Source organism: Kitasatospora sp. NPDC094019 (assembly GCF_044764505.1).
GTDB lineage: Bacteria > Actinomycetota > Actinomycetes > Streptomycetales > Streptomycetaceae > Kitasatospora.
In genome coordinates, this window is the sequence record NZ_JBIWIF010000001.1 from 306289 (window position 1) to 323798 (window position 17510).

15 protein-coding genes are annotated in these 17510 nt (G+C 74.3%); 9 read left to right on the forward strand and 6 right to left on the reverse strand.

The window, feature by feature from the left end; translation table 11 throughout:
- The first annotated feature begins 87 nt into the window (after positions 1–87).
- The 3 genes from ACIQ9P_RS01460 to ACIQ9P_RS01470 all read left to right on the forward strand — a co-directional run bounded on the left by ACIQ9P_RS01460 (position 88) and on the right by ACIQ9P_RS01470 (position 2912).
- Positions 88–822 (forward strand): class I SAM-dependent methyltransferase, encoded by a 735-nt coding sequence (locus ACIQ9P_RS01460; RefSeq protein WP_402347872.1) that lies wholly within the window; start codon positions 88–90, stop codon positions 820–822.
- 95 nt (positions 823–917) lie between these two features.
- Positions 918–1934 (forward strand): hypothetical protein, encoded by a 1017-nt coding sequence (locus ACIQ9P_RS01465; protein ID WP_402347874.1) that lies wholly within the window; start codon positions 918–920, stop codon positions 1932–1934.
- Between the two features lie 810 nt (positions 1935–2744).
- Positions 2745–2912: a hypothetical protein gene (locus tag ACIQ9P_RS01470; RefSeq protein WP_402347876.1), complete on the forward strand. Its 168-nt coding sequence runs from the start codon at positions 2745–2747 to the stop codon at positions 2910–2912.
- Positions 2913–2946: 34 nt separating this feature from the next.
- Here the strand turns inward: ACIQ9P_RS01470 and ACIQ9P_RS01475 are convergent, their stop codons facing one another.
- Positions 2947–3417: an SsgA family sporulation/cell division regulator gene (locus ACIQ9P_RS01475; RefSeq protein ID WP_402347879.1), complete on the reverse strand. Its 471-nt coding sequence runs from the start codon at positions 3415–3417 to the stop codon at positions 2947–2949.
- 364 nt (positions 3418–3781) lie between these two features.
- Here ACIQ9P_RS01475 and ACIQ9P_RS01480 point away from each other — a divergent pair, with 364 nt between their 5' ends.
- Together ACIQ9P_RS01480 and ACIQ9P_RS01485 are read left to right on the forward strand one after the other, a co-directional pair.
- Positions 3782–5422 carry an alpha/beta fold hydrolase gene (locus tag ACIQ9P_RS01480; RefSeq protein ID WP_402347882.1) on the forward strand — a complete coding sequence of 547 codons (1641 nt, stop codon included), beginning with the start codon at positions 3782–3784 and terminating at the stop codon, positions 5420–5422.
- Positions 5423–5587: 165 nt separating this feature from the next.
- Positions 5588–5995 carry a hypothetical protein gene (locus tag ACIQ9P_RS01485; RefSeq protein WP_402347885.1) on the forward strand — a complete coding sequence of 136 codons (408 nt, stop codon included), beginning with the start codon at positions 5588–5590 and terminating at the stop codon, positions 5993–5995.
- A 98-nt stretch (positions 5996–6093) separates the two neighbouring features.
- Here the strand turns inward: ACIQ9P_RS01485 and ACIQ9P_RS01490 are convergent, their stop codons facing one another.
- The gene (locus ACIQ9P_RS01490; protein ID WP_402347889.1) at positions 6094–6975 is read right to left on the reverse strand and encodes a LysR family transcriptional regulator; all 882 of its coding nucleotides are present in this window, start codon (positions 6973–6975) and stop codon (positions 6094–6096) included.
- Between the two features lie 77 nt (positions 6976–7052).
- Here ACIQ9P_RS01490 and ACIQ9P_RS01495 point away from each other — a divergent pair, with 77 nt between their 5' ends.
- Positions 7053–7772, forward strand: a complete 720-nt coding sequence (locus ACIQ9P_RS01495) for a hypothetical protein (RefSeq protein WP_402347892.1) — start codon at positions 7053–7055, stop codon at positions 7770–7772.
- 59 nt (positions 7773–7831) lie between these two features.
- Here ACIQ9P_RS01495 and coaE read toward each other — a convergent pair whose 3' ends face one another.
- Positions 7832–8425 (reverse strand): dephospho-CoA kinase, encoded by a 594-nt coding sequence (gene coaE / locus ACIQ9P_RS01500; RefSeq protein ID WP_402347895.1) that lies wholly within the window; start codon positions 8423–8425, stop codon positions 7832–7834.
- A gap of 79 nt (positions 8426–8504) precedes the next feature.
- Positions 8505–9143, reverse strand: a complete 639-nt coding sequence (locus ACIQ9P_RS01505; RefSeq protein WP_402347897.1) for an MBL fold metallo-hydrolase — start codon at positions 9141–9143, stop codon at positions 8505–8507.
- Positions 9144–9204: 61 nt separating this feature from the next.
- Here ACIQ9P_RS01505 and ACIQ9P_RS01510 point away from each other — a divergent pair, with 61 nt between their 5' ends.
- Positions 9205–9630, forward strand: coding sequence for a MarR family winged helix-turn-helix transcriptional regulator (locus ACIQ9P_RS01510; RefSeq protein ID WP_402347900.1), 426 nt, complete (start codon positions 9205–9207; stop codon positions 9628–9630).
- Positions 9631–9697: 67 nt separating this feature from the next.
- Here the strand turns inward: ACIQ9P_RS01510 and ACIQ9P_RS01515 are convergent, their stop codons facing one another.
- Positions 9698–11938 (reverse strand): MMPL family transporter, encoded by a 2241-nt coding sequence (locus ACIQ9P_RS01515; RefSeq protein WP_402347903.1) that lies wholly within the window; start codon positions 11936–11938, stop codon positions 9698–9700.
- A gap of 250 nt (positions 11939–12188) precedes the next feature.
- On the reverse strand, positions 12189–13679 hold the full coding sequence (gene rpsA / locus ACIQ9P_RS01520) for a 30S ribosomal protein S1 (protein WP_402347906.1): 1491 nt from the start codon (positions 13677–13679) through the stop codon (positions 12189–12191).
- Positions 13680–14093: 414 nt separating this feature from the next.
- Between rpsA and ACIQ9P_RS01525 the strand changes: the two genes are divergently transcribed.
- Both ACIQ9P_RS01525 and hrpB read left to right on the forward strand, forming a co-directional pair.
- Positions 14094–14948, forward strand: coding sequence for a class I SAM-dependent methyltransferase (locus ACIQ9P_RS01525; RefSeq protein ID WP_402347909.1), 855 nt, complete (start codon positions 14094–14096; stop codon positions 14946–14948).
- Between the two features lie 3 nt (positions 14949–14951).
- Positions 14952–17465, forward strand: a complete 2514-nt coding sequence (gene hrpB / locus ACIQ9P_RS01530) for an ATP-dependent helicase HrpB (RefSeq protein ID WP_402347912.1) — start codon at positions 14952–14954, stop codon at positions 17463–17465.
- The last annotated feature ends 45 nt before the right edge of the window (positions 17466–17510 follow it).

Here is a 17510-nt window from a genome sequence, read left to right on the forward strand (position 1 = left end):
CCCTTTCGGCACAGGGAATCGGGGGTGGAAGTACGTCCGCTCACTCCTAGGCCGGGAGGCACCCCACCCACCGAAAGAGGTCCGCCCGTGAACCGTGCCGTCCGCTCCGTCGACGACATCCTCGACCTGCTCGACGGGCTCTTCCGCCCCGAGGCCGACCGCTGGACCGACCACGCCGCCGACTGGTGGGACGACTTCTACGCCGACCGGGCCTCCGGGCGGCCGTTCTTCGTCGACAAGCCGGACGAGAACCTCGTCGCCCTGCTCGACGACGGCCTGCTGCCGCCCGGCGCGCGGGTGCTGGACCTCGGCTGCGGGGCCGGCCGCAACGCGGTGCACCTCGCCTCGCGCGGCTTCGAGGTGGACGCCGTCGACCTCTCCGCGACCGCCCTCGCCCGGGCACGCGAACGCGCGGACGCCGCGGGCGTCGCCCCGCGCTTCCACCACGGCAACATCTTCGGCACCGAACTCCCCCTCCCCCAGTACGACCTGGTGTACGACTCGGGCTGTCTGCACCACCTGCCGCCGCACCGCCGGATCAGCTACCTGGCCCTGCTGGAGCGCGTCCTCGCGCCGGGCGGCCACTTCGGGCTGACCTGCTTCGCGGCCGGGGCGATGGGCTCGGAACTGCCGGACGCCGCGCTGTACCGCAACGGGCGGCTGGACGGCGGACTGGCCTTCGCCCCGGACGAACTCCGCTGGATCTTCTCCGGGTTCAGCGAGCTGGAGATCCGCCCGATGGTCCCGCAGGAACCCGCGTCCCCGCTCTTCGGCCTGCCCGTGCTGCTCACCGGCCTGTTCCGCAGGCCGCTCGCCGACTGAGGCATGCGGGCGCCACGACCGGGCAGGAAGAAGGGTGCACAGGGCGGGGCCGGAGCACCGGCCCGCCGGCCGGCAGTGAGAGGGGACGGGACGCGATGTCCGCCGACGAAACTCCGTGGGACGACGCCGTCGGGCGCGGACTGGGCTTCCTCCACCGGGCGTTGGGGCCCGCCGGACTGCCGTCCGCCCGGCCCGGCGCCGACCCCGAGCTGCGCAGACCGCTCAGCGGCGCCGAGGGACGCCGGCACCTGCTCGTCACACACGGGGAGGACCTCGGGTTCGACCCGGACGACGAGGGCTTCTCCGCGATGTGGGGGCTCACGCTGCTGCGGCCTGACTCCGGGCGGGCCGAGGAGCGCGAACTGGTCGCCGCACTGGCTCCGCAGGTCGCCCGGTACCGCGAGCCGTCGGCGCAGCGCTACCGCATGTTCCCGCCCGGCGGCCCGTTCCCCGCCGACACCGACAGTACCGCTGTCGCGGCCGCCGGACTGGCCCGGCACGGGCTGCTCGGGGCGGATGAACTGGACTCCCTGGCCCGCGAGTTGCTCGACACCCAGATAGGCCCGGACGAGGGTCCGATACCGGCCTACTGGGAGGACAGCGACAGCAGCCCCGCGCGCGGGCGCCGCTACGACGCCGCGTCCGCCGCCAACATCCTGTTCGCCCTGCACCTCCCGGGCGCCGTCGGCCGGTTGCCGCATCCGGCGGCCGAGGCCACCCTCCGCTACGTGGTCGAACACCTCAAGGGCCCTCGCACCGGCACCCTCTACTACGCCGCCCCGGAAGCCTTCCTGCACGCCGCCGCCCGGGCGTCCACCGTCGTGCCCGAGCTCGCCGAGCCGGTACGGCGGGCGGTCGGGCACGTGACCACCCAGACCGCCGACACACCGCTCTCGGTGGCACTGCTGGTGATCGCCGGCGAGTACGCGGGCGAGACCGCCGAACTGCCCGAGCTGCGCCGCCGACTGGCCGACGCCCAGCTCCCGGACGGCTCCTGGCCGGCCGGCGGCTACTTCCGCACCGGGCGGCTGCCGCTGTACTTCGGCTCGCCGCACCTCACCACGCTGTTCGCCGTCCGCGCGCTGCGACCGGAGACCACCGGACGGCTGTGACCGGCGGCGCGAGCGGGGGGGCGGAGCCGCTTCGACCGGCTTGGTGGCGGCCCTGCTCGCGCCCTACCGGGAGGTCCTGACGGACCCGGGTTCCCCGGCCCTGGCGGCCGCGCTGCCGGCGGAGGCCCTCGCGGGCTACGGGTGCGACCGGGGAGCCGCCCGGCACGCCCGGGAGGCGGTGCCGACGACGGCGTTCGAGCTGCACGCCTCCCCCACCGACGCCGACTTCGGGGAGCATCTGACGGTCGGCCGGTTCATCACGCTGTTCTTCCTGGTGGACGACGGCCCGCCCGCCGAGGCCCGGGCGCTCGCCCGGAGCGTCCGGGGCGGAGACCGGGGCGGGCGCGGAGTACGGGGCGGGCGCGGGGTACGGGGCGGGGTACGGCGACAGCGAACCGGCACGGCACCTGCGCGTCCTCCTGGAGGGCTGCCACGGCCGGGGCCTGGCGACCGACCGGCCGACGGCCCTGATCGCCGGGCTCTGCGCGGCCACCGCCGAGGAGAGCGCCGGACCGCCACCGCCCGGCCTCCTGCACGCACGACGGGCGGAGACCGTCGCCGTCCGCCCGCACATCGAGTGCTGGCAGCTGCTGCGCGGCCTGCCCCTGCCCGTGCCCGGGTCGCCCGACCATCCGCTGCCCGAGGCGACCGCGGAGGTGGTGCACCCGGCCAACGACCTGCTCTCGGCCGCCGTCGAGGAGCGGGGGCGGAGGGAGCACGGCGGCCGGCAGCACCGTCCTCGCCCGGGCCCGCGCGACCGGCGACCGGGAGGGCGCGGTCGAAGCCGCCGTCGCCCGCCACAACGCGCTGGTGGCGATGCCGGCCGCCGGACGGCACCGCCAGCTGGCCGCCCTGCTGGGCCAACTCGTCGACGGCAACCGCACCGCGCACCGCGCCCTGACCGATCTCCGCTACCCGGGCCTGCCGCTGGACCTCTTCGACCGCCTGCACCCCGTCGACGGCGCGGGGCGGCGGTAGCGGGGCGGCGGTAGCGCCCGCGACGCGAGGCGGCCTACGGCCCCGGTGAGGCGGCGCCGCCCTCGTACAACCGCCGCAGCAACCCGTCCAGGTCGAGATGGGTGCGCTCCCGCCCGATCGGGACCAGGCTCTCGGTCCGGGCGAGGAAGGACCGGACCCGCTCGGCCGGGGCCCGCAGGACGACGCTGCTCCCCTCGCCGGTGAGGGTGATGAAGACGGAATCGAGCCGCTCGTCCACGCCGGGGTGGACCGAGACGCTGCCGATCCCGGACCAGCCGTGCAGGCCGGTGGCCAGCAGATCGCGGGCGAACACCCAGGTGATGGGTGTGGCGAGGTCGGTGTGGTTGTCGAGGAAGACGGCGTAGGGGTCGGCGGTGTGGTACCGCAGCCGGGCCGCGACGGAGACGGTCAGGCCGGGGCAGACGGCGACCCGGAGGTCGAGCGCGATCGCGCACCCGTCGCCGGGGGCGTACTGCGCGGGGACGCGCGGGCTGTCGTACGTCATGGCCGCCTCCGGGTGGGGCGCACCGCCGGAAGGGCGACGCGGGCAGGCAGAATCGTTTCTTCACAACCGCTACAGGCGGAAAAGTCAGGGCTCACGGCAGGAACAACGAGCCACCCGGACTTCGGCAACCCCTTCGTCCCGCTCCTCCCACCGCGGCGGACCACCCGCACGGCCCCGGTCGACGGCGCGTCGCGGCGCGGAGGCGCGCGCCGGGCCCGCCCCGTCCCTAGGGTGAACGCCGCAGAGGCCCCCGCCCCGCAGCCCCGACACCCCGCCGTCCCGGCACCTCAGCACCCGGCACCCCAGCACGCCCTGCCGCTGCCCCGCCGACCCCCGGCCGCGACCCCAGGAACGGACCACCCCCATGCACCCTGTCGTACGCGGCGCCGGGGCCCTCGGCCTCGCCGCGGTCCTGGCCACCGCCACGGCCGCCTGCGAGAGCGGCTCCGGCAGCGGCACCGCGAAGGCCCAACCCTCCACCGCCTCCGCCTCACCCACCGGTCCGACCACCCCGGACTCCGCCTCCGCCTCCGCGACCGCCACGGTCCCGCCGCTGCCGGCCGCGCTCACCGGGCAGCAGCTCACCTGGCAGACCTGCCCGGCACCCTCCACCGCCCAGGGCGGCGACGGCTCCGCCCCGGGCGCTCCCTGGGAGTGCGCCACCCTCAAGGCCCCGCTGGACTACACCGCGCCCGACGGGCAGACCATCGACCTCGCCCTGATCCGGGCCGTGGCCACCGGCACCGGCGGGCAGCCCCGGATCGGCTCCCTGATCTACAACTTCGGCGGACCCGGCGGCTCCGGCGTGGCCACCCTGCCCGCCCTCGCCAAGGACTACGCCGACCTCAACGCCCGCTACGACCTGGTGAGCTTCGACCCGCGCGGGGTCGGCAACAGCGCGGGCGTGCGGTGCCTGGACGACGCCGCCACGGACGCCTCCGCCGGCGTGGACGGTTCGCCCGACGACCAGGCCGAGACCACCGCGCTGGACGCGGCCAACGCCGCCTACACCGCCGCCTGCGAGCAGAACTCCGGCACCGTCCTGCCCCACGTCGACACCGTCTCGGCCGCCCGCGACCTCGATCTGATGCGCCAGGTGCTCGGCGACGCGAAGCTGCACTACTTCGGCATCTCCTACGGCACCGAACTCGGCGGCGTCTACGCCCACCAGTACCCGGGCAACGTCGGCCACCTGGTGATGGACGCCGTCGTCGACCCGACCAAGGACCCGGAGCAGAGCGCGCTCGGCCAGGCGAAGGGCTTCCAGCTCGCCCTGGAGAACTTCATGAAGGCGTGCGCGGCCCAGGCCGGCCCGTCCTGCCCCACCGGCCAGGGCGGCGACGAGGGCACCCGGCGGATCACCGACCTGCTGAGCCGCCTCGACACCACCCCGCTGCCCACCGACAGCTCCCGCAAGCTGACCCAGGACCTCGCGGTCACCGGCATCGCCGCCGCGCTCTACAACCCGAACTCCTGGAACGCCCTCTCCGTCGGCCTCCAGGAGGCGATCCAGGGCGGCACCGGCACCACCCTGCTCGCCCTCGCCGACGCCTACACCGGCCGCGACCAGCAGGGCCACTACAGCAACCAGTCCGCCGCCAACCGCGCGATCAGCTGTGCCGACGACAAGTCGCGCTACACCGCCGCCGACGTCCAGGGACTGCTGCCCACGTTCCGCCAGGCTTCGCCGGTGTTCGGCGACTTCACCGCCTGGGGCCTGACCTCCTGCACCGGCTGGCCGGTGCAGGGCGGTGCCGACCTCCCCGAGGTGTCCGCCCCGGGCTCGGCGCCGATCGTCGTCATCGGCAACACCGGCGATCCGGCCACCCCGTACGAGGGCGCCGGGGCGATGGTGCGGCAACTCGGCCCGGGCGTCGGCGTCGAGGTCACCCTCCAGGGGCAGGGCCACGGCGGTTACGACTCCGGCAACACCTGCCTCAAGCAGGCCGTCGACCAGTACCTGCTGGCCGACAAGGTGCCGGCCGAGGGCACCACCTGCTCCTAGGGCGCGACCGTCGGGTCGACCGATCGCCGGTTGCCCCGCACCGCTCACGGTGACGCCGTGGGCGCACCACCGGTTCCCCGCGGCATCCTTCACCCACCAAAGCCCCACCCCGGACGGTGACTTCGCAACGCGGCACCCTACCGTGGGCCCCGGAAAGGGGACCACATGAACGCCGAGCCGCCACCGCCGCAGGGAAACCGCCGCCTCCTCGACCCCGCGCGACCGTTCCCCGAACGGGTCGCCCGGCTGGTCCGGGACTGGGAGGACGACGGTCGGGCCGGCTACCGCCTGGTCGACGGGCGGCCGTTGCTCGCCCTCTACTGCTGGCACCTGGACGCCGCCCGGCGCGGCACCGTCGAGGACGACCCGGCGACCGCCGCCTACATCGCCGCGGCCTTCGCCGCCAACGGTGGCGCCGACGGCTGGGAGGCGCTGCTGCGCGAACGGGCCGACTGCGCCTGCCACGGGCAGAGTTGGCGGCTGGAGAACATCTCGATCTGCCTCGGCTGCCTGCGCTACGTGTGCTACAGCGTCGAGGGGCCCTGCTGCCCCGGCGCCCGCATCGTCGGCTGAGCCGCCGCCTCCCCGACGCCGCGCGTTCCCTCTTCGCCCGTTCCTTCCCCGCCCGTTCCTTCCCCGGGCAGCTCTTCCGCGGCCGGCCCGGCCGGCCGTTACCCCGTCAGGAGCCGGGCCAGCAGCGCGGCGGGTCCCTCCGGCAGCACTCCGTGCACCAGCTCCGTCCGGTGCACCAGCCGGGGCGCCCGGACCGGCACCGCCGCCACGCCCGGCACCCCGACCGGCGCGGTGGCGGGCAGCAGCGCCAGCCCGTGCCCGGCCGCGACCAGGGCGAGCAGCCCCCGCACATCGGTGCCCAGGTAGCGGGCGACCGGCCGGTAGCCCTCGACGCCGGTGGCGGCGCTCAGCCGGTCGGCGGTCGGGGCGAGGGCCGGGGCGTCCAGCCAGTGGGCGGCGGACAGGTCCGCGAGCGCCAGCCCGGAGCGGCCGGCGAGCGGATGGTCGGCCGGCAGCGCGACGACGAGCGGCTGTTCGGCGACGGCGACGGTGGCGAGCGGACCGACGTCGGGCAGCGGGAGCGGGTCGCTGGGCGCGGCCGGGCCGTCGACGAGCGCCAGGTCGACCGCGCCGGTGGCGACCTCGGCGGGCAGCACGTCCTGGGCGACCACCCGCACCGTCAGATCCACCGTCGGGTAGGCCCGACGCACCTCGGCGAGCGCGCGCCCCAACTTCGTCCCGACCGCCAGCGGGGTGGCCCCGACCGTGAGACGGGCGCTCGCGGCACCCATCAGGCGCGCGATGTCGGCGCGCGCCGCATCGATCCTCAGCAGCAACGCCGAGGCGTGCTCCAGCAACCGCGCGCCGGCACCGGTCGGCCCGACCGGGCGGCGGTGGAGCACCGCCGCGCCGAGGTCCGCCTCCAGCGCCGCGATCTGCTGGGAGACCGCGGACTGGGTGTAGCCGAGTTCGCGGGCCGCCTCGGAGAACGAGCCCAGCCGGACCACCGTGACGAAGGTGCGCAGCTGCTGCGGCTCCATCTGCCATCACATCCACTGATCGAGAGGTAAGGAATCATCGTTGGCGCTGATGCCGCGTCGGCGGCCAGGATAGCCGCATGACACATCCCACCCCCCGCCTGGCCCTGGTCGGCGACCGCTCGGCCGCCATCCGCTCGCACGCCCGCGTCCCGGGGCTGCTCGACGCGCTCGCCACCCGTGAACAGCTCGTCCTGGACGCCTACTGGATCCCCACCGAGGACGCCGCCGCGCCGGGCGCGCTCGACGGCTTCGACGCGATCTGGCTGCTGCCCGGCAGCCCGTACCGGAGCGAGGACGGCGCGGTCGCCGCCGTCCGCACCGCCCGCGAGCGGCGCATCCCCTTCCTCGGCACCTGCGCGGGATTCCAGCACGCGGTACTGGAGTACGCCCGGAACGTCTGCGGCATCGACGGCGCCGCCCACGGCGAGAGCGACCCGGAGCAGACGGACCGGGTGATCGTCCCGCTCAGCTGTTCCCTGGTGGGGCACGAGGGCGCCGTCAGCCCGACCCCCGGTTCGCTGGCCGAGCGGGTGCTCGGCGCGCCGCGCACCCTGGAGCGGTACCACTGCGCGTACGGGCTGAACGACGAGTACCTGGAGCGGCTGCGCGCGGGCGGCCTGCGGTTCACCGGCGCGGACGACGCGGGCGAGCTGCGGATCCTGGAGCTGCCGGAGCAGGTCCATCCGTTCTTCCTGGCCTCGCTGTTCCAGCCGGAGCTCGCCGGGGACGGCACCCGGGCGCACCCGATGGTGCGGGCCTTCGCCGCCGCGGCCGTGGCCCACGCCGCGGCGGCCTGAGCGGCCCGGCAACCCACCGACCCGACGGACCGGACGCTCGTCGCCGGACCGCCCGACGGTCAGCGCCGCGCGGTCAGCCGCTCCCACGCCTCGGCGACCCGGGGCGCCAGCTCCGTCAGCGCTCCACCGTTGTCGATCACCAGATCGGCGATCGCCAGCCGGTCCGCCCGGCTCGCCTGGGCGGCCATCCGGGCCCGGGCCTCGTCCTCGGTCATACCGCGCAGCCGGACCAGCCGGTCGATCCGCACCTCGTCCGCCGCGTCGACCACGACCACCAGGTCGTACAGCGGGCCGAGCCCGTTCTCGGCCAGCAACGGTACGTCGTGCACCACCACCGCGTCCGGCGCGGCCGCCGACTCCAGTTCGGCGGACCGCGCCCGGACCAGCGGGTGGACGATCGCGTTCAGCGCCTTCAGCCGCTCCGGGTCCGCGAAGACGACCGCGCCGAGGGCGGGCCGGTCCAGCGAGCCGTCCGCCGCGAGCACGCCCGGGCCGAACTCGGCGGCCACCGCCGCGAGGCCGGGCGTTCCGGGGGCGACCACCTCGCGGGCGATCACGTCGGAGTCCACGATCACCGCGCCGTGGGCGGCGAGCAGCCGCGAGACCTCGCTCTTGCCCGCGCCGATGCCGCCCGTCAGTCCGATCTTCAGCATGGCGTCAGGCTACCGGCGCGCACCGCTCTCCCGTCACCCCGGCCGCTCGGCCACCCCGCCACCCCTCACCCCTCACCCCTCACCCCACATCGAGACTCTCGCCCTCGCCCAGGGCGCGCAGCTCCGCGCCACCGGGGCCGCCCGGGCCGAGCAGCCGGGTGTGCACGGCGAGGCCGACCGGACTGAGCACCGCGTCGTGCACCGGCACCGCCTGCCGCGCCCCGGCCTCCCGGACGTAGTCGACCAGTTCGCCGACCTTGGTCCACGGCGCGGCGATCGGCAGCAGCAGGGTGTCCACCGGGTGCGGCGGGACGAGCAGCGCGTCGCCGGGGTGGAACAGCCGCCCGTCGAAGAGGAAACCGATGTTCCGCACCAGTGGGATGTCCGGGTGGATGACCGCGTGCCACTCGCCGTGCACCGTGACCGGGATCCCGCCGACGTCGAAGGCATCGCCCTCGCCGACCGCCGTCACCCGCCGGGCGACCCCGTCCAGCTTCCCGGCCACGTCGCCGTTGGTCCACACCCGCAGCCCAGGATCCGCCTCCAGGGCGGCCCGCAGCCGGGCCTCCTCGAAGTGGTCCATGTGCTCGTGGGTGATCAGGACGGCGTCCGCGCCGGCCAGGGCCGCGGGGTCGGTGAACGATCCGGGGTCGACGACCACGGTCGTCCCCCCGTGTTCGAGGCGTACACAGGCATGTCCGAACTTGGTGATCCGCATGGAAAGAACATACAGCAAAGCTGCACAGTTCTGCTGTATATCTTCGGGGTAGGCTTCTCCCGTGAACAGCCCGCACCCCGAGACCCTCGAACTCGCCGCCGACCTGCGCGGCGCCATCGGCGAACTGGTCCGCGCACTGCGACCCGACGACACGCTTCCGCAGAACCAGGCCGGCGTACTCGGTCTGCTGGTCCGCGACGACCGCGCCCGCACCGTCGCCGAACTGGCCACCCTGCAGCGCGTCCGGCACCAGTCGATGGCCCGCACGGTCGCGCTGCTCACCGAGGCCGGCCTGGTCACCCAGCAGCCGCACACCACCGACCGCCGCAAGCTGCTGGTCACCGCCACCGAGGCCGGGCGCGCCGCCCTCCACGAGCAGCGCGCCCGCCGCGAGGCCCGGATCGCCTCGGCGATCGAGGCCCGCCTCACCTCCGAGGAGCGCGAGACCCTGCGCAGCGCCGTCGCCCTGCTCCGCCGCCTGCCCTGACCGCGACCGGGGTCGAACCCGACCGGGGCCCGGCCGTCGCCCCGGCCCCGGCGCCCGCCCCGGGAGACTACGAGGCCGTGCCGACCAGTTCCTCCGCCGGACGCTGCGCCGGCAGCACGGCCGGAGCCAGCTCCGGCAGCTCGACGTGCTCACTCAGCCCGAACCGGTCGTGCAGCCGCCGCAGCGGGCGCGGCGCCCACCAGTTGAACTCGCCGAAGAAGCTCATCGCGGCCGGCACCAGCAGACAGCGGACCAGAGTCGCGTCCACCGCCACGGCGACCGCCAGCGCGATGCCCATCTGCTTGACCATCAGCATGTCGCCGAGGGCGAAGCCGGCGAAGACGATCACCATCAGCAGCGCCGCCGAGGTGATGATCCGACCGCTGCGCTGGACGCCCAGCTCCACCGCCCGGGTACAGCTGTGGCCCTTGTCCCGCAGCTCCTTGATCCGGGCGAGCAGGAAGACCTCGTAGTCCATCGACAGCCCGAAGGCGAAGGCGAACACCAGGACCGGGATGAAGGTCTCCAGTCCCCCGGTCGGGCTGAAGCCGAGCAGACCGCTGAACCAGCCGTCCTGGAAGACCAGGGTCAGCGCGCCGAGCGAGGCGCCCAGCGAGAGCAGGTTCATCAGCAGGGCCTTGACCGGCATCACCACCGAGCCGGTCATCAGGAAGAGCAGGATCAGCGTGCCGAGGGCCACCAGGCCGAGTGCGATCGGCCCCCGGGTGAGCAGCTCGTCCTGGAAGTCGACCACCGAGGCCGCGCCACCGGTCACCTGGGTGGTCAGCCCGCCCCGGTCCGCCCGCAGCTCCTCGACCACCTGCTTGGCCTGGGCACCCTGGGGGTCGCCGTGCACCAGGACGTCGATGGTGGAGACGGTGTCGCTCACCGGGGTGACGGCCCGCACCCCGCTGACGCCGGGCAGCTTCGCCACCACGTCGTCCGCGTACGCCTGGGCGACGGTCGCGCCGCTCTGCACCACCACCGTGATCGGGGCGGCCGCGGCCTGCGGGAAGCGCTGGTCGACGGTCTCGGCGACCTGTCGGCCGGCCGAGGAGGCGGGCAGTACGGCGGCGCCCGAGTTGCGCATCTCGGCGTGCAGGAACGGTGCCCCGGCGGCCAGCAGTACCCCGGTGCAGACCAGCGCGACGAGCACGGCCCGCTTGCGGACCCGGCGCACGGTCCGGCTGAAGAAGCCCTCGTCGGGGACGGGCGCGCCGGGCGTCCTGATCCGGCGCCCGGCGAAACCGAGCAGCGCGGGCACCAGCGTCAGCGCGGCGGCCACCGCGATCACCACGACACTCACCCCGGCCGCGGCGACCGCCCCGAGCACCGGACTGGTGAAGACGAACAGCCCGGAGAGGGCGACGGCGACGGTCAGTCCGGAGAAGGCGACGGTGCGCCCGGCGGTGGCGGCGGTCCGCTCCACGGCGGCAGAGATCGACGCTCCGTGGCCGCGTTCCTCGCGGAAACGATTCACCATGAGCAGCGCGTAGTCGATCGACAGGCCGAGCCCCAGCACGGTGGCGATCGGCAGCACGCTGGTGTCGATGTCCATGATCTTGCTGAAGCCGAACATGGCCAGCAGCGCCCCGCCCACCGAGGCGACGGCCCCGATCACGGGCAGGCTCGCGGCGGCCAGGCCCCCGAACACCAGGACCATCACGATCAGGGTGAGCGGAAGGGTCACGATCTCGCCGAAGCGGGTGTCCTTCTCGGTCTGCTTCTTGACCTCGTCCTGGAGCACGAGGTCCCCGCCGACGGTCACGCCCGCGCCGTCGGCCTTGATCGCGGCCAGTCGCTGGGTGACGGCGGTGGTCTGCGCGGACGTGCTGCTGTCGGCCATCCGCACCGAGACGATGCTCGCGTTGCCGTCGGCCGAGCGGAGCGCGGCGGCGCCCGGGCCGGGGCCGTAGGCGTCGACGGCGGAGGAGACACCGGGCAGGGCGGCGATCTCGGCGGTGGCCCGGGTGACGGCGTCCCGGACGGCCGGGTCCTCCACGGACCGGCCGTCCACCACGGCGGTGACGGTACCCCGGGCCGGGTCGGCCGCGGTGACGACGGCGCTGCCCCGGTCCGCCTCGGCCGAGGCGGAGGAGGCGCCGGCCACCGAGCCCTCGAAGACCCGCCCGCCGATCAGCACGCCTATGACCAGGACGACCGCCCAGAAGCCGAGCACCCAGCGCCGCTGCCGGTAGCAGAACCGGCCGAGGGCGGCGAGACGTCCGGCGACCCGGGGGTCGGCGGAGGCGCGGGTTTCGTCGGGGACGCGGGGGGAGGCGGGGATCACGGCAGAGCGACGGCGCATGTGCGTGGGGTGCCTAGCGTGTGGGGCCGGGTGAGCGGCCCATCGGGCAACTCCCCCCAAGGTAGGCCCTAGGTCCCGAATCCCCCATAGGCATCCGATGAGCCCCTAATCACAAAAATCCACCGTATAAGGAATAAATAATGAAGGCCGAAAAACAATGGACCCCGCTCGGAAAACCGAGCGGGGTCCATCGGTGACGCCAGGTTCTGATCAGCCGGAACTAATCAGCCACAGCGGCAGGGGCAGAGCTTCAGCTCTGGCCACCGGCCAGCTTCTCGCGCAGGGCGGCCAGGGCCTCGTCCGAAGCCAGGGCGCCCGAGCCCTCGTCGCTGCTGGACGAGTAGGAGCCACCGGCCGCGGCGGCGACGGCGTCGCCACCCTCGGCAGCAGCCTCCGCGTCGGCCTCGCGGCTCTTGATGACCTGGGCCTGGTGCTGCTCGAAGCGGCTCTGGGCCTCGGCGTACTGCCGCTCCCACTCCTCGCGCTGCTTCTCGAAGCCGGACAGCCAGTCGTTCGCCTCGGGGTCGAAGCCCTCCGGGTAGATGTAGTTGCCCTGGTCGTCGTACGACGCGGCCATGCCGTAGAGGGTCGGGTCGAACTCGACCTCGGCCGGGTTGGCACCCAGCGCCTCGTTGGCCTGCTTCAGCGAGAGGCTGATGCGGCGACGCTCGAGGTCGATGTCGATGACCTTGACGAAGATCTCGTCGCCGACCTGGACGACCTGCTCCGGGATCTCGACGTGGCGCTCGGCCAGCTCGGAGATGTGGACCAGACCCTCGATGCCCTCGTCCACGCGGACGAACGCACCGAACGGAACCAGCTTGGTGACCTTACCCGGAACGACCTGGCCGATCTGGTGGGTACGGGCGAACTGCTGCCACGGGTCCTCCTGGGTCGCCTTCAGCGACAGGGAGACGCGCTCGCGGTCCATGTCGACGTCGAGAACCTCGACGGTGACCTCCTGGCCGACCTCGACAACCTCGGACGGGTGGTCGATGTGCTTCCAGGACAGCTCGGAGACGTGCACCAGGCCGTCGACGCCACCCAGGTCCACGAAGGCACCGAAGTTGACGATCGAGGAGACGACGCCGGAGCGCACCTGACCCTTCTGGAGGGTGGTGAGGAAGGTCTGGCGGACCTCGCTCTGGGTCTGCTCCAGCCAGGCACGGCGGGACAGGACCACGTTGTTGCGGTTCTTGTCCAGCTCGATGATCTTGGCCTCGAGCTCCTTGCCCACGTAGGGCTGGAGGTCGCGGACACGGCGCATCTCGACGAGCGAGGCCGGGAGGAAGCCACGGAGGCCGATGTCGAGGATGAGACCACCCTTGACGACCTCGATGACGGTACCGGTGACGATCCCGTCCTCTTCCTTGATCTTCTCGATCGTGCCCCAGGCACGCTCGTACTGAGCGCGCTTCTTGGACAGGATGAGACGACCCTCCTTGTCCTCCTTCTGGAGAACCAGGGCCTCGATGTTGTCGCCGACGGCGACGACCTCGTGCGGGTCGACGTCGTGCTTGATCGACAGCTCGCGGGACGGGATGACGCCCTCGGTCTTGTAACCGATGTCGAGGAGGACCTCGTCACGGTCGACCTTCACGATGACGCCCTCGACGATGTCGCCATCGTTGAAGTACTTGATGGTCTCGTCAATCGCGGCGAGGAACGCCTCGGCGTCGCCAATGTCGTTGACAGCGACCTGCGGGGTGGTGCTGAGGGAGGAGTCGGTGGGGCTCGTCATTAGGAAAAGGGCTCCGGTGCGGACATGAAAGTCGTAGGTAATGCCACGCGGAGGGCCCGTATCGCTCCCACCGAAAGCCGGACAGCCAAGAACACGGAGCACCGGAGATCCCGTGGTACGGGAGATCGGCGTCCGTCTTGCGACCGTGGGGTCTTCGACAGATGCGAGCGCGACCTGCTCCGTCCGAGGCGCGCAGGCCCGCAGCGCAACTTGTAGCATACGGGGACGGCCAGGCACGGTCAACGCCAACAACGGCAAGACGGTGGAGCCCGGCATGGAACAGGCCATATCCTCCGATTGCGCACCGCGAGGGTGGCGGGCGAAGGGACCCCTTCCCCGGATGCCACCGCCAGGACCCCGGCCCTCTCGGACCGGATCACGGCAGCGGCGCTTCCGCAGACGACACCCTACGCGATGGGCCTTCTCACCGTGACCGGCACCCCCCTCCCCGAGCCCGACGATCTTGACGAGGACGGCGACGACGCGGTAAGGAGGTCCGCCGGCACCGGCGAGAGCAGCCGCGCCAGCCGCCACTGGTGGGACCGCAACGCCGACGAGTACCAGGACGAACACGGCGAGTTCCTCGGCGACGACCGCTTCACCTGGTGCCCCGAGGGCCTCGACGAGGCCGACGCCCGCCTGCTCGGCGACGTCGCCGGCCGCAGCGTGCTGGAGATCGGCGCCGGCGCCGCCCAGTGCTCCCGCTGGCTGACCGCCCGCGGCGCCCGCCCGGTCGCCCTCGACATCTCCTACCGCCAGCTCCAGCACTCCCGCCGGATCGACCTCGCCCGCGGCGCCGCCCCCGTGCCCGTCGTCCAGGCCGACGCCGCCGTGCTGCCGTTCGCCGACGCCGCCTTCGACCTCGCCTGCTCCGCCTACGGCGCCGTGCCGTTCAGCGCCGACACCTCCGCCCTGATGCGCGAGGTGCACCGGGTCCTGCGGCCGGGCGGGCGCTGGGTCTTCTCGGTCACCCACCCGATCCGCTGGGCCTTCCCCGACGAACCCGGCGTCGAAGGGCTCACCGCCGTCTCCTCGTACTTCGACCGCACCCCCTACGTCGAGGAGGACGACCAGGGCCGCGCCACCTACGTCGAGCACCACCGCACCCTCGGCGACCGGGTCCGCGAACTCGTCACCGCCGGCTTCCGGCTGGTCGACCTCGTCGAACCGGAATGGCCGGAGGGGCACGAGCAGGACTGGGGCGGCTGGTCGCCGCTGCGCGGACGGCTGATCCCCGGCACCGCGATCTTCGTCGCCGAACGGGGCTGACCTTTGCCGAACCCCTCCTGGCGCGACCTGCCGGTCCGCACCGCCCTGCCCGCCCTGCACGAGGCGCTGGACGGGCCCGGCACCGCCGTGCTCGCCGCGCCGCCCGGCACCGGCAAGACCACCCTGGTACCGCTCGCCCTGGCCGGACTGCTCGCCGACGGCCGGCCCGTCCGCCGGGTCCTGGTCGCCGAACCGCGCCGGCTCGCCGTCCGCGCCGCCGCCCGCCGGATGGCCTGGCTGCTCGACTCCTCCGTCGGCCGCGAGGTCGGGTACACCGTGCGCGGCGAGCGCCGCGTCGGCCCGGACACCGCGGTCGAGGTCGTCACCACCGGCGTCCTGCTGCAACGCCTCCAGCGGGACCAGGAACTGCCCGGCGTCGACGTGGTCGTGCTCGACGAGTGCCACGAACGGCACCTGGACGCCGACACCGCGCTCGCCTTCCTGCTCGACGTCCGCGCCAATCTGCGGCCCGAACTGCGGATCGTCTGCGCCTCCGCCACCTCCGACACCGCGGCCTGGGCCGAACTCCTCGACGGCGCGCCGGTGGTCGAGGCGCACGGCGTCTCGCACCCGGTCGAGGTGGTGTGGGCGCCACCGCCGCGCGCCGTCCGGCCCGCGCACGGCACCCGGGTCGACTTCGCGCTGCTCGACCACGTCGCGGCGACGGTGCGGCGGGCCCTGGCCGAGCGGGACGGGGACGTGCTCTGCTTCCTGCCCGGCGTCGGCGAGATCGCCCGGGTCGCCGGACAGTTGGGCGGCCTCCCGGTCGACGTGCTGCAACTGCACGGCCGCGCCCCGCAGACCGTCCAGGACGCGGCCCTCGCCCCCTCGCCGGGGCGCCGCGTCGTCCTCGCCACCGCCGTCGCCGAATCCTCGCTCACCGTGCCCGGCGTGCGGGTCGTGGTCGACGCCGGACTCGCCCGCGAACCGCGCACCGACCACGCCCGCGGCCTCGCCGCCCTCGTCACCGTCCGCGCCTCGCTGGCCGCCGCCCGCCAACGGGCCGGCCGGGCCGGCCGCGAGGCCCCCGGCACCGTCTACCGCTGCTGGCACGAGGCCGAGGACGCCCGTGCCGCCCGCTTCCCCACCCCCGAGATCGCGCTCGCCGACCTCACCCCGTTCGCCCTCCAGGCCGCCTGCTGGGGCGACCCCGACGCCACCGGCCTCGCCCTGCCCGACCCCCCGCCCGCCGGTGCGATGGCCGCCGCCCGGGAGACGCTGCGGGCGCTCGGGGCGGTCTCCGCCGACGGCCGGGCGACCGAGCGCGGCGTGCGGCTCGCCCGCACCGGGCTGCACCCACGACTGGGGCGGGCCCTGGTCGACGGCGCGCCGGCCGTGGGGGCCCGGCGGGCGGCCGAGGTGGTCGCGCTGCTCTCCGAGGAGCCGCCGCGCGCGCTGGGCGACGACCTCGGCGCGGTGTGGCGGCTCGTCCGCTCCTCCCACGACCCCTACGCGGGCCGCTGGCGCGACGAAGTCCGCCGCCTGCTGCGCGCCACCTCCGGCGAACCCGCCACCGCGCTGTCCGACGCCACCGCCGTCGGCCGCGTCATCGCCCTCGCCTTCCCCGAACGCATCGCCCGGGCCCGGGTGGACCGGCCCGCCCCGGGCGAGCGCAGCCCTTACCTGATGGCCTCGGGGACGGCGGCCGAACTCGCCCCCGGCACCTCGCTCGGCGCACTGCCCTGGCTCGCCGTCGCGGCCGCCGACCGTCCGGCGGGCGCGCACTCGGCCCGGGTCCTGCACGCCGCCGCCCTCGACGAGGACACCGCCCGCCTCGCCGGCGCGCCGCTGCTGACCACGCGTGACGAAGTCCACTGGGACACCCGGCGCGACGAAGTGGTCTCCCGCCGGGTGGAATCCCTCGGCGCGATCGAACTGGCCGAGAAGCCCCTGGCCCGCCCCGACCGGGCCCTCGTCCGCGCCGCCGTCCTCGAAGGACTCACCCGCGAGGGCGTGAGCGCCCTCCTGACCTTCCCGTCCGACCTGCGCGAGCGCCTGGCGTTCCTGCACGCGGCGATCGGTGACCCCTGGCCCGACGTCAGCGACACGGCGCTGCTGGAACGCTCCGAGGAGTGGCTGGAGCCCGAACTCTCCCGCGCCCGCCGCCGCGCCGACCTCGCCAGGATCAACACGACCGACGCCCTGCGACGCCTGCTCCCCTGGGCGAGCGGCCAGGCCGGCCGCCTCGACGAGCTGGCCCCCGAACGCGTCACCGTCCCCACCGGCTCGAAGATCCGGGTCGACTACAGCACCGGGCGCCCGGTGCTGTCGGTGAAGTTGCAGGAACTCTTCGGCTGGAAGGCCGCCCCGGCCCTGGCCGGCGGACGCGTCCCGCTCACCGTGCAGTTGCTGTCGCCCGCCGGCCGCCCCGCCGCCGTCACCGGTGACCTGGAGGGCTTCTGGAAGAACGGCTACCACGCCGTCAGAGCGGATCTCCGGGGCCGCTACCCCCGCCACCCCTGGCCAGAGGACCCGACCACGGCGGAACCGACCAAGCGCACCAACGCCCGGAAGTGAGCCGGACGGTTCCCCGCGGCCGGCGCACCACGGGGAACTCCCCGG

Excerpts from the sequence above, each read along its gene's own strand:
- ACIQ9P_RS01465 (WP_402347874.1), top strand. The coding sequence starts at position 918 with ATGTCCGCCGACGAAACTCCGTGGGACGACGCCGTCGGGCGCGGACTG.
- ACIQ9P_RS01475 (WP_402347879.1), bottom strand. The coding sequence starts at position 3,417 with ATGACGTACGACAGCCCGCGCGTCCCCGCGCAGTACGCCCCCGGCGAC.
- ACIQ9P_RS01480 (WP_402347882.1), top strand. The coding sequence starts at position 3,782 with ATGCACCCTGTCGTACGCGGCGCCGGGGCCCTCGGCCTCGCCGCGGTC.
- ACIQ9P_RS01485 (WP_402347885.1), top strand. The coding sequence starts at position 5,588 with ATGAACGCCGAGCCGCCACCGCCGCAGGGAAACCGCCGCCTCCTCGAC.
- ACIQ9P_RS01490 (WP_402347889.1), bottom strand. The coding sequence starts at position 6,975 with ATGGAGCCGCAGCAGCTGCGCACCTTCGTCACGGTGGTCCGGCTGGGC.
- ACIQ9P_RS01495 (WP_402347892.1), top strand. The coding sequence starts at position 7,053 with ATGACACATCCCACCCCCCGCCTGGCCCTGGTCGGCGACCGCTCGGCC.
- coaE (WP_402347895.1), bottom strand. The coding sequence starts at position 8,425 with ATGCTGAAGATCGGACTGACGGGCGGCATCGGCGCGGGCAAGAGCGAG.
- ACIQ9P_RS01505 (WP_402347897.1), bottom strand. The coding sequence starts at position 9,143 with ATGCGGATCACCAAGTTCGGACATGCCTGTGTACGCCTCGAACACGGG.
- ACIQ9P_RS01515 (WP_402347903.1), bottom strand. The coding sequence starts at position 11,938 with ATGCGCCGTCGCTCTGCCGTGATCCCCGCCTCCCCCCGCGTCCCCGAC.
- rpsA (WP_402347906.1), bottom strand. The coding sequence starts at position 13,679 with ATGACGAGCCCCACCGACTCCTCCCTCAGCACCACCCCGCAGGTCGCT.
- ACIQ9P_RS01525 (WP_402347909.1), top strand. The coding sequence starts at position 14,094 with ATGGGCCTTCTCACCGTGACCGGCACCCCCCTCCCCGAGCCCGACGAT.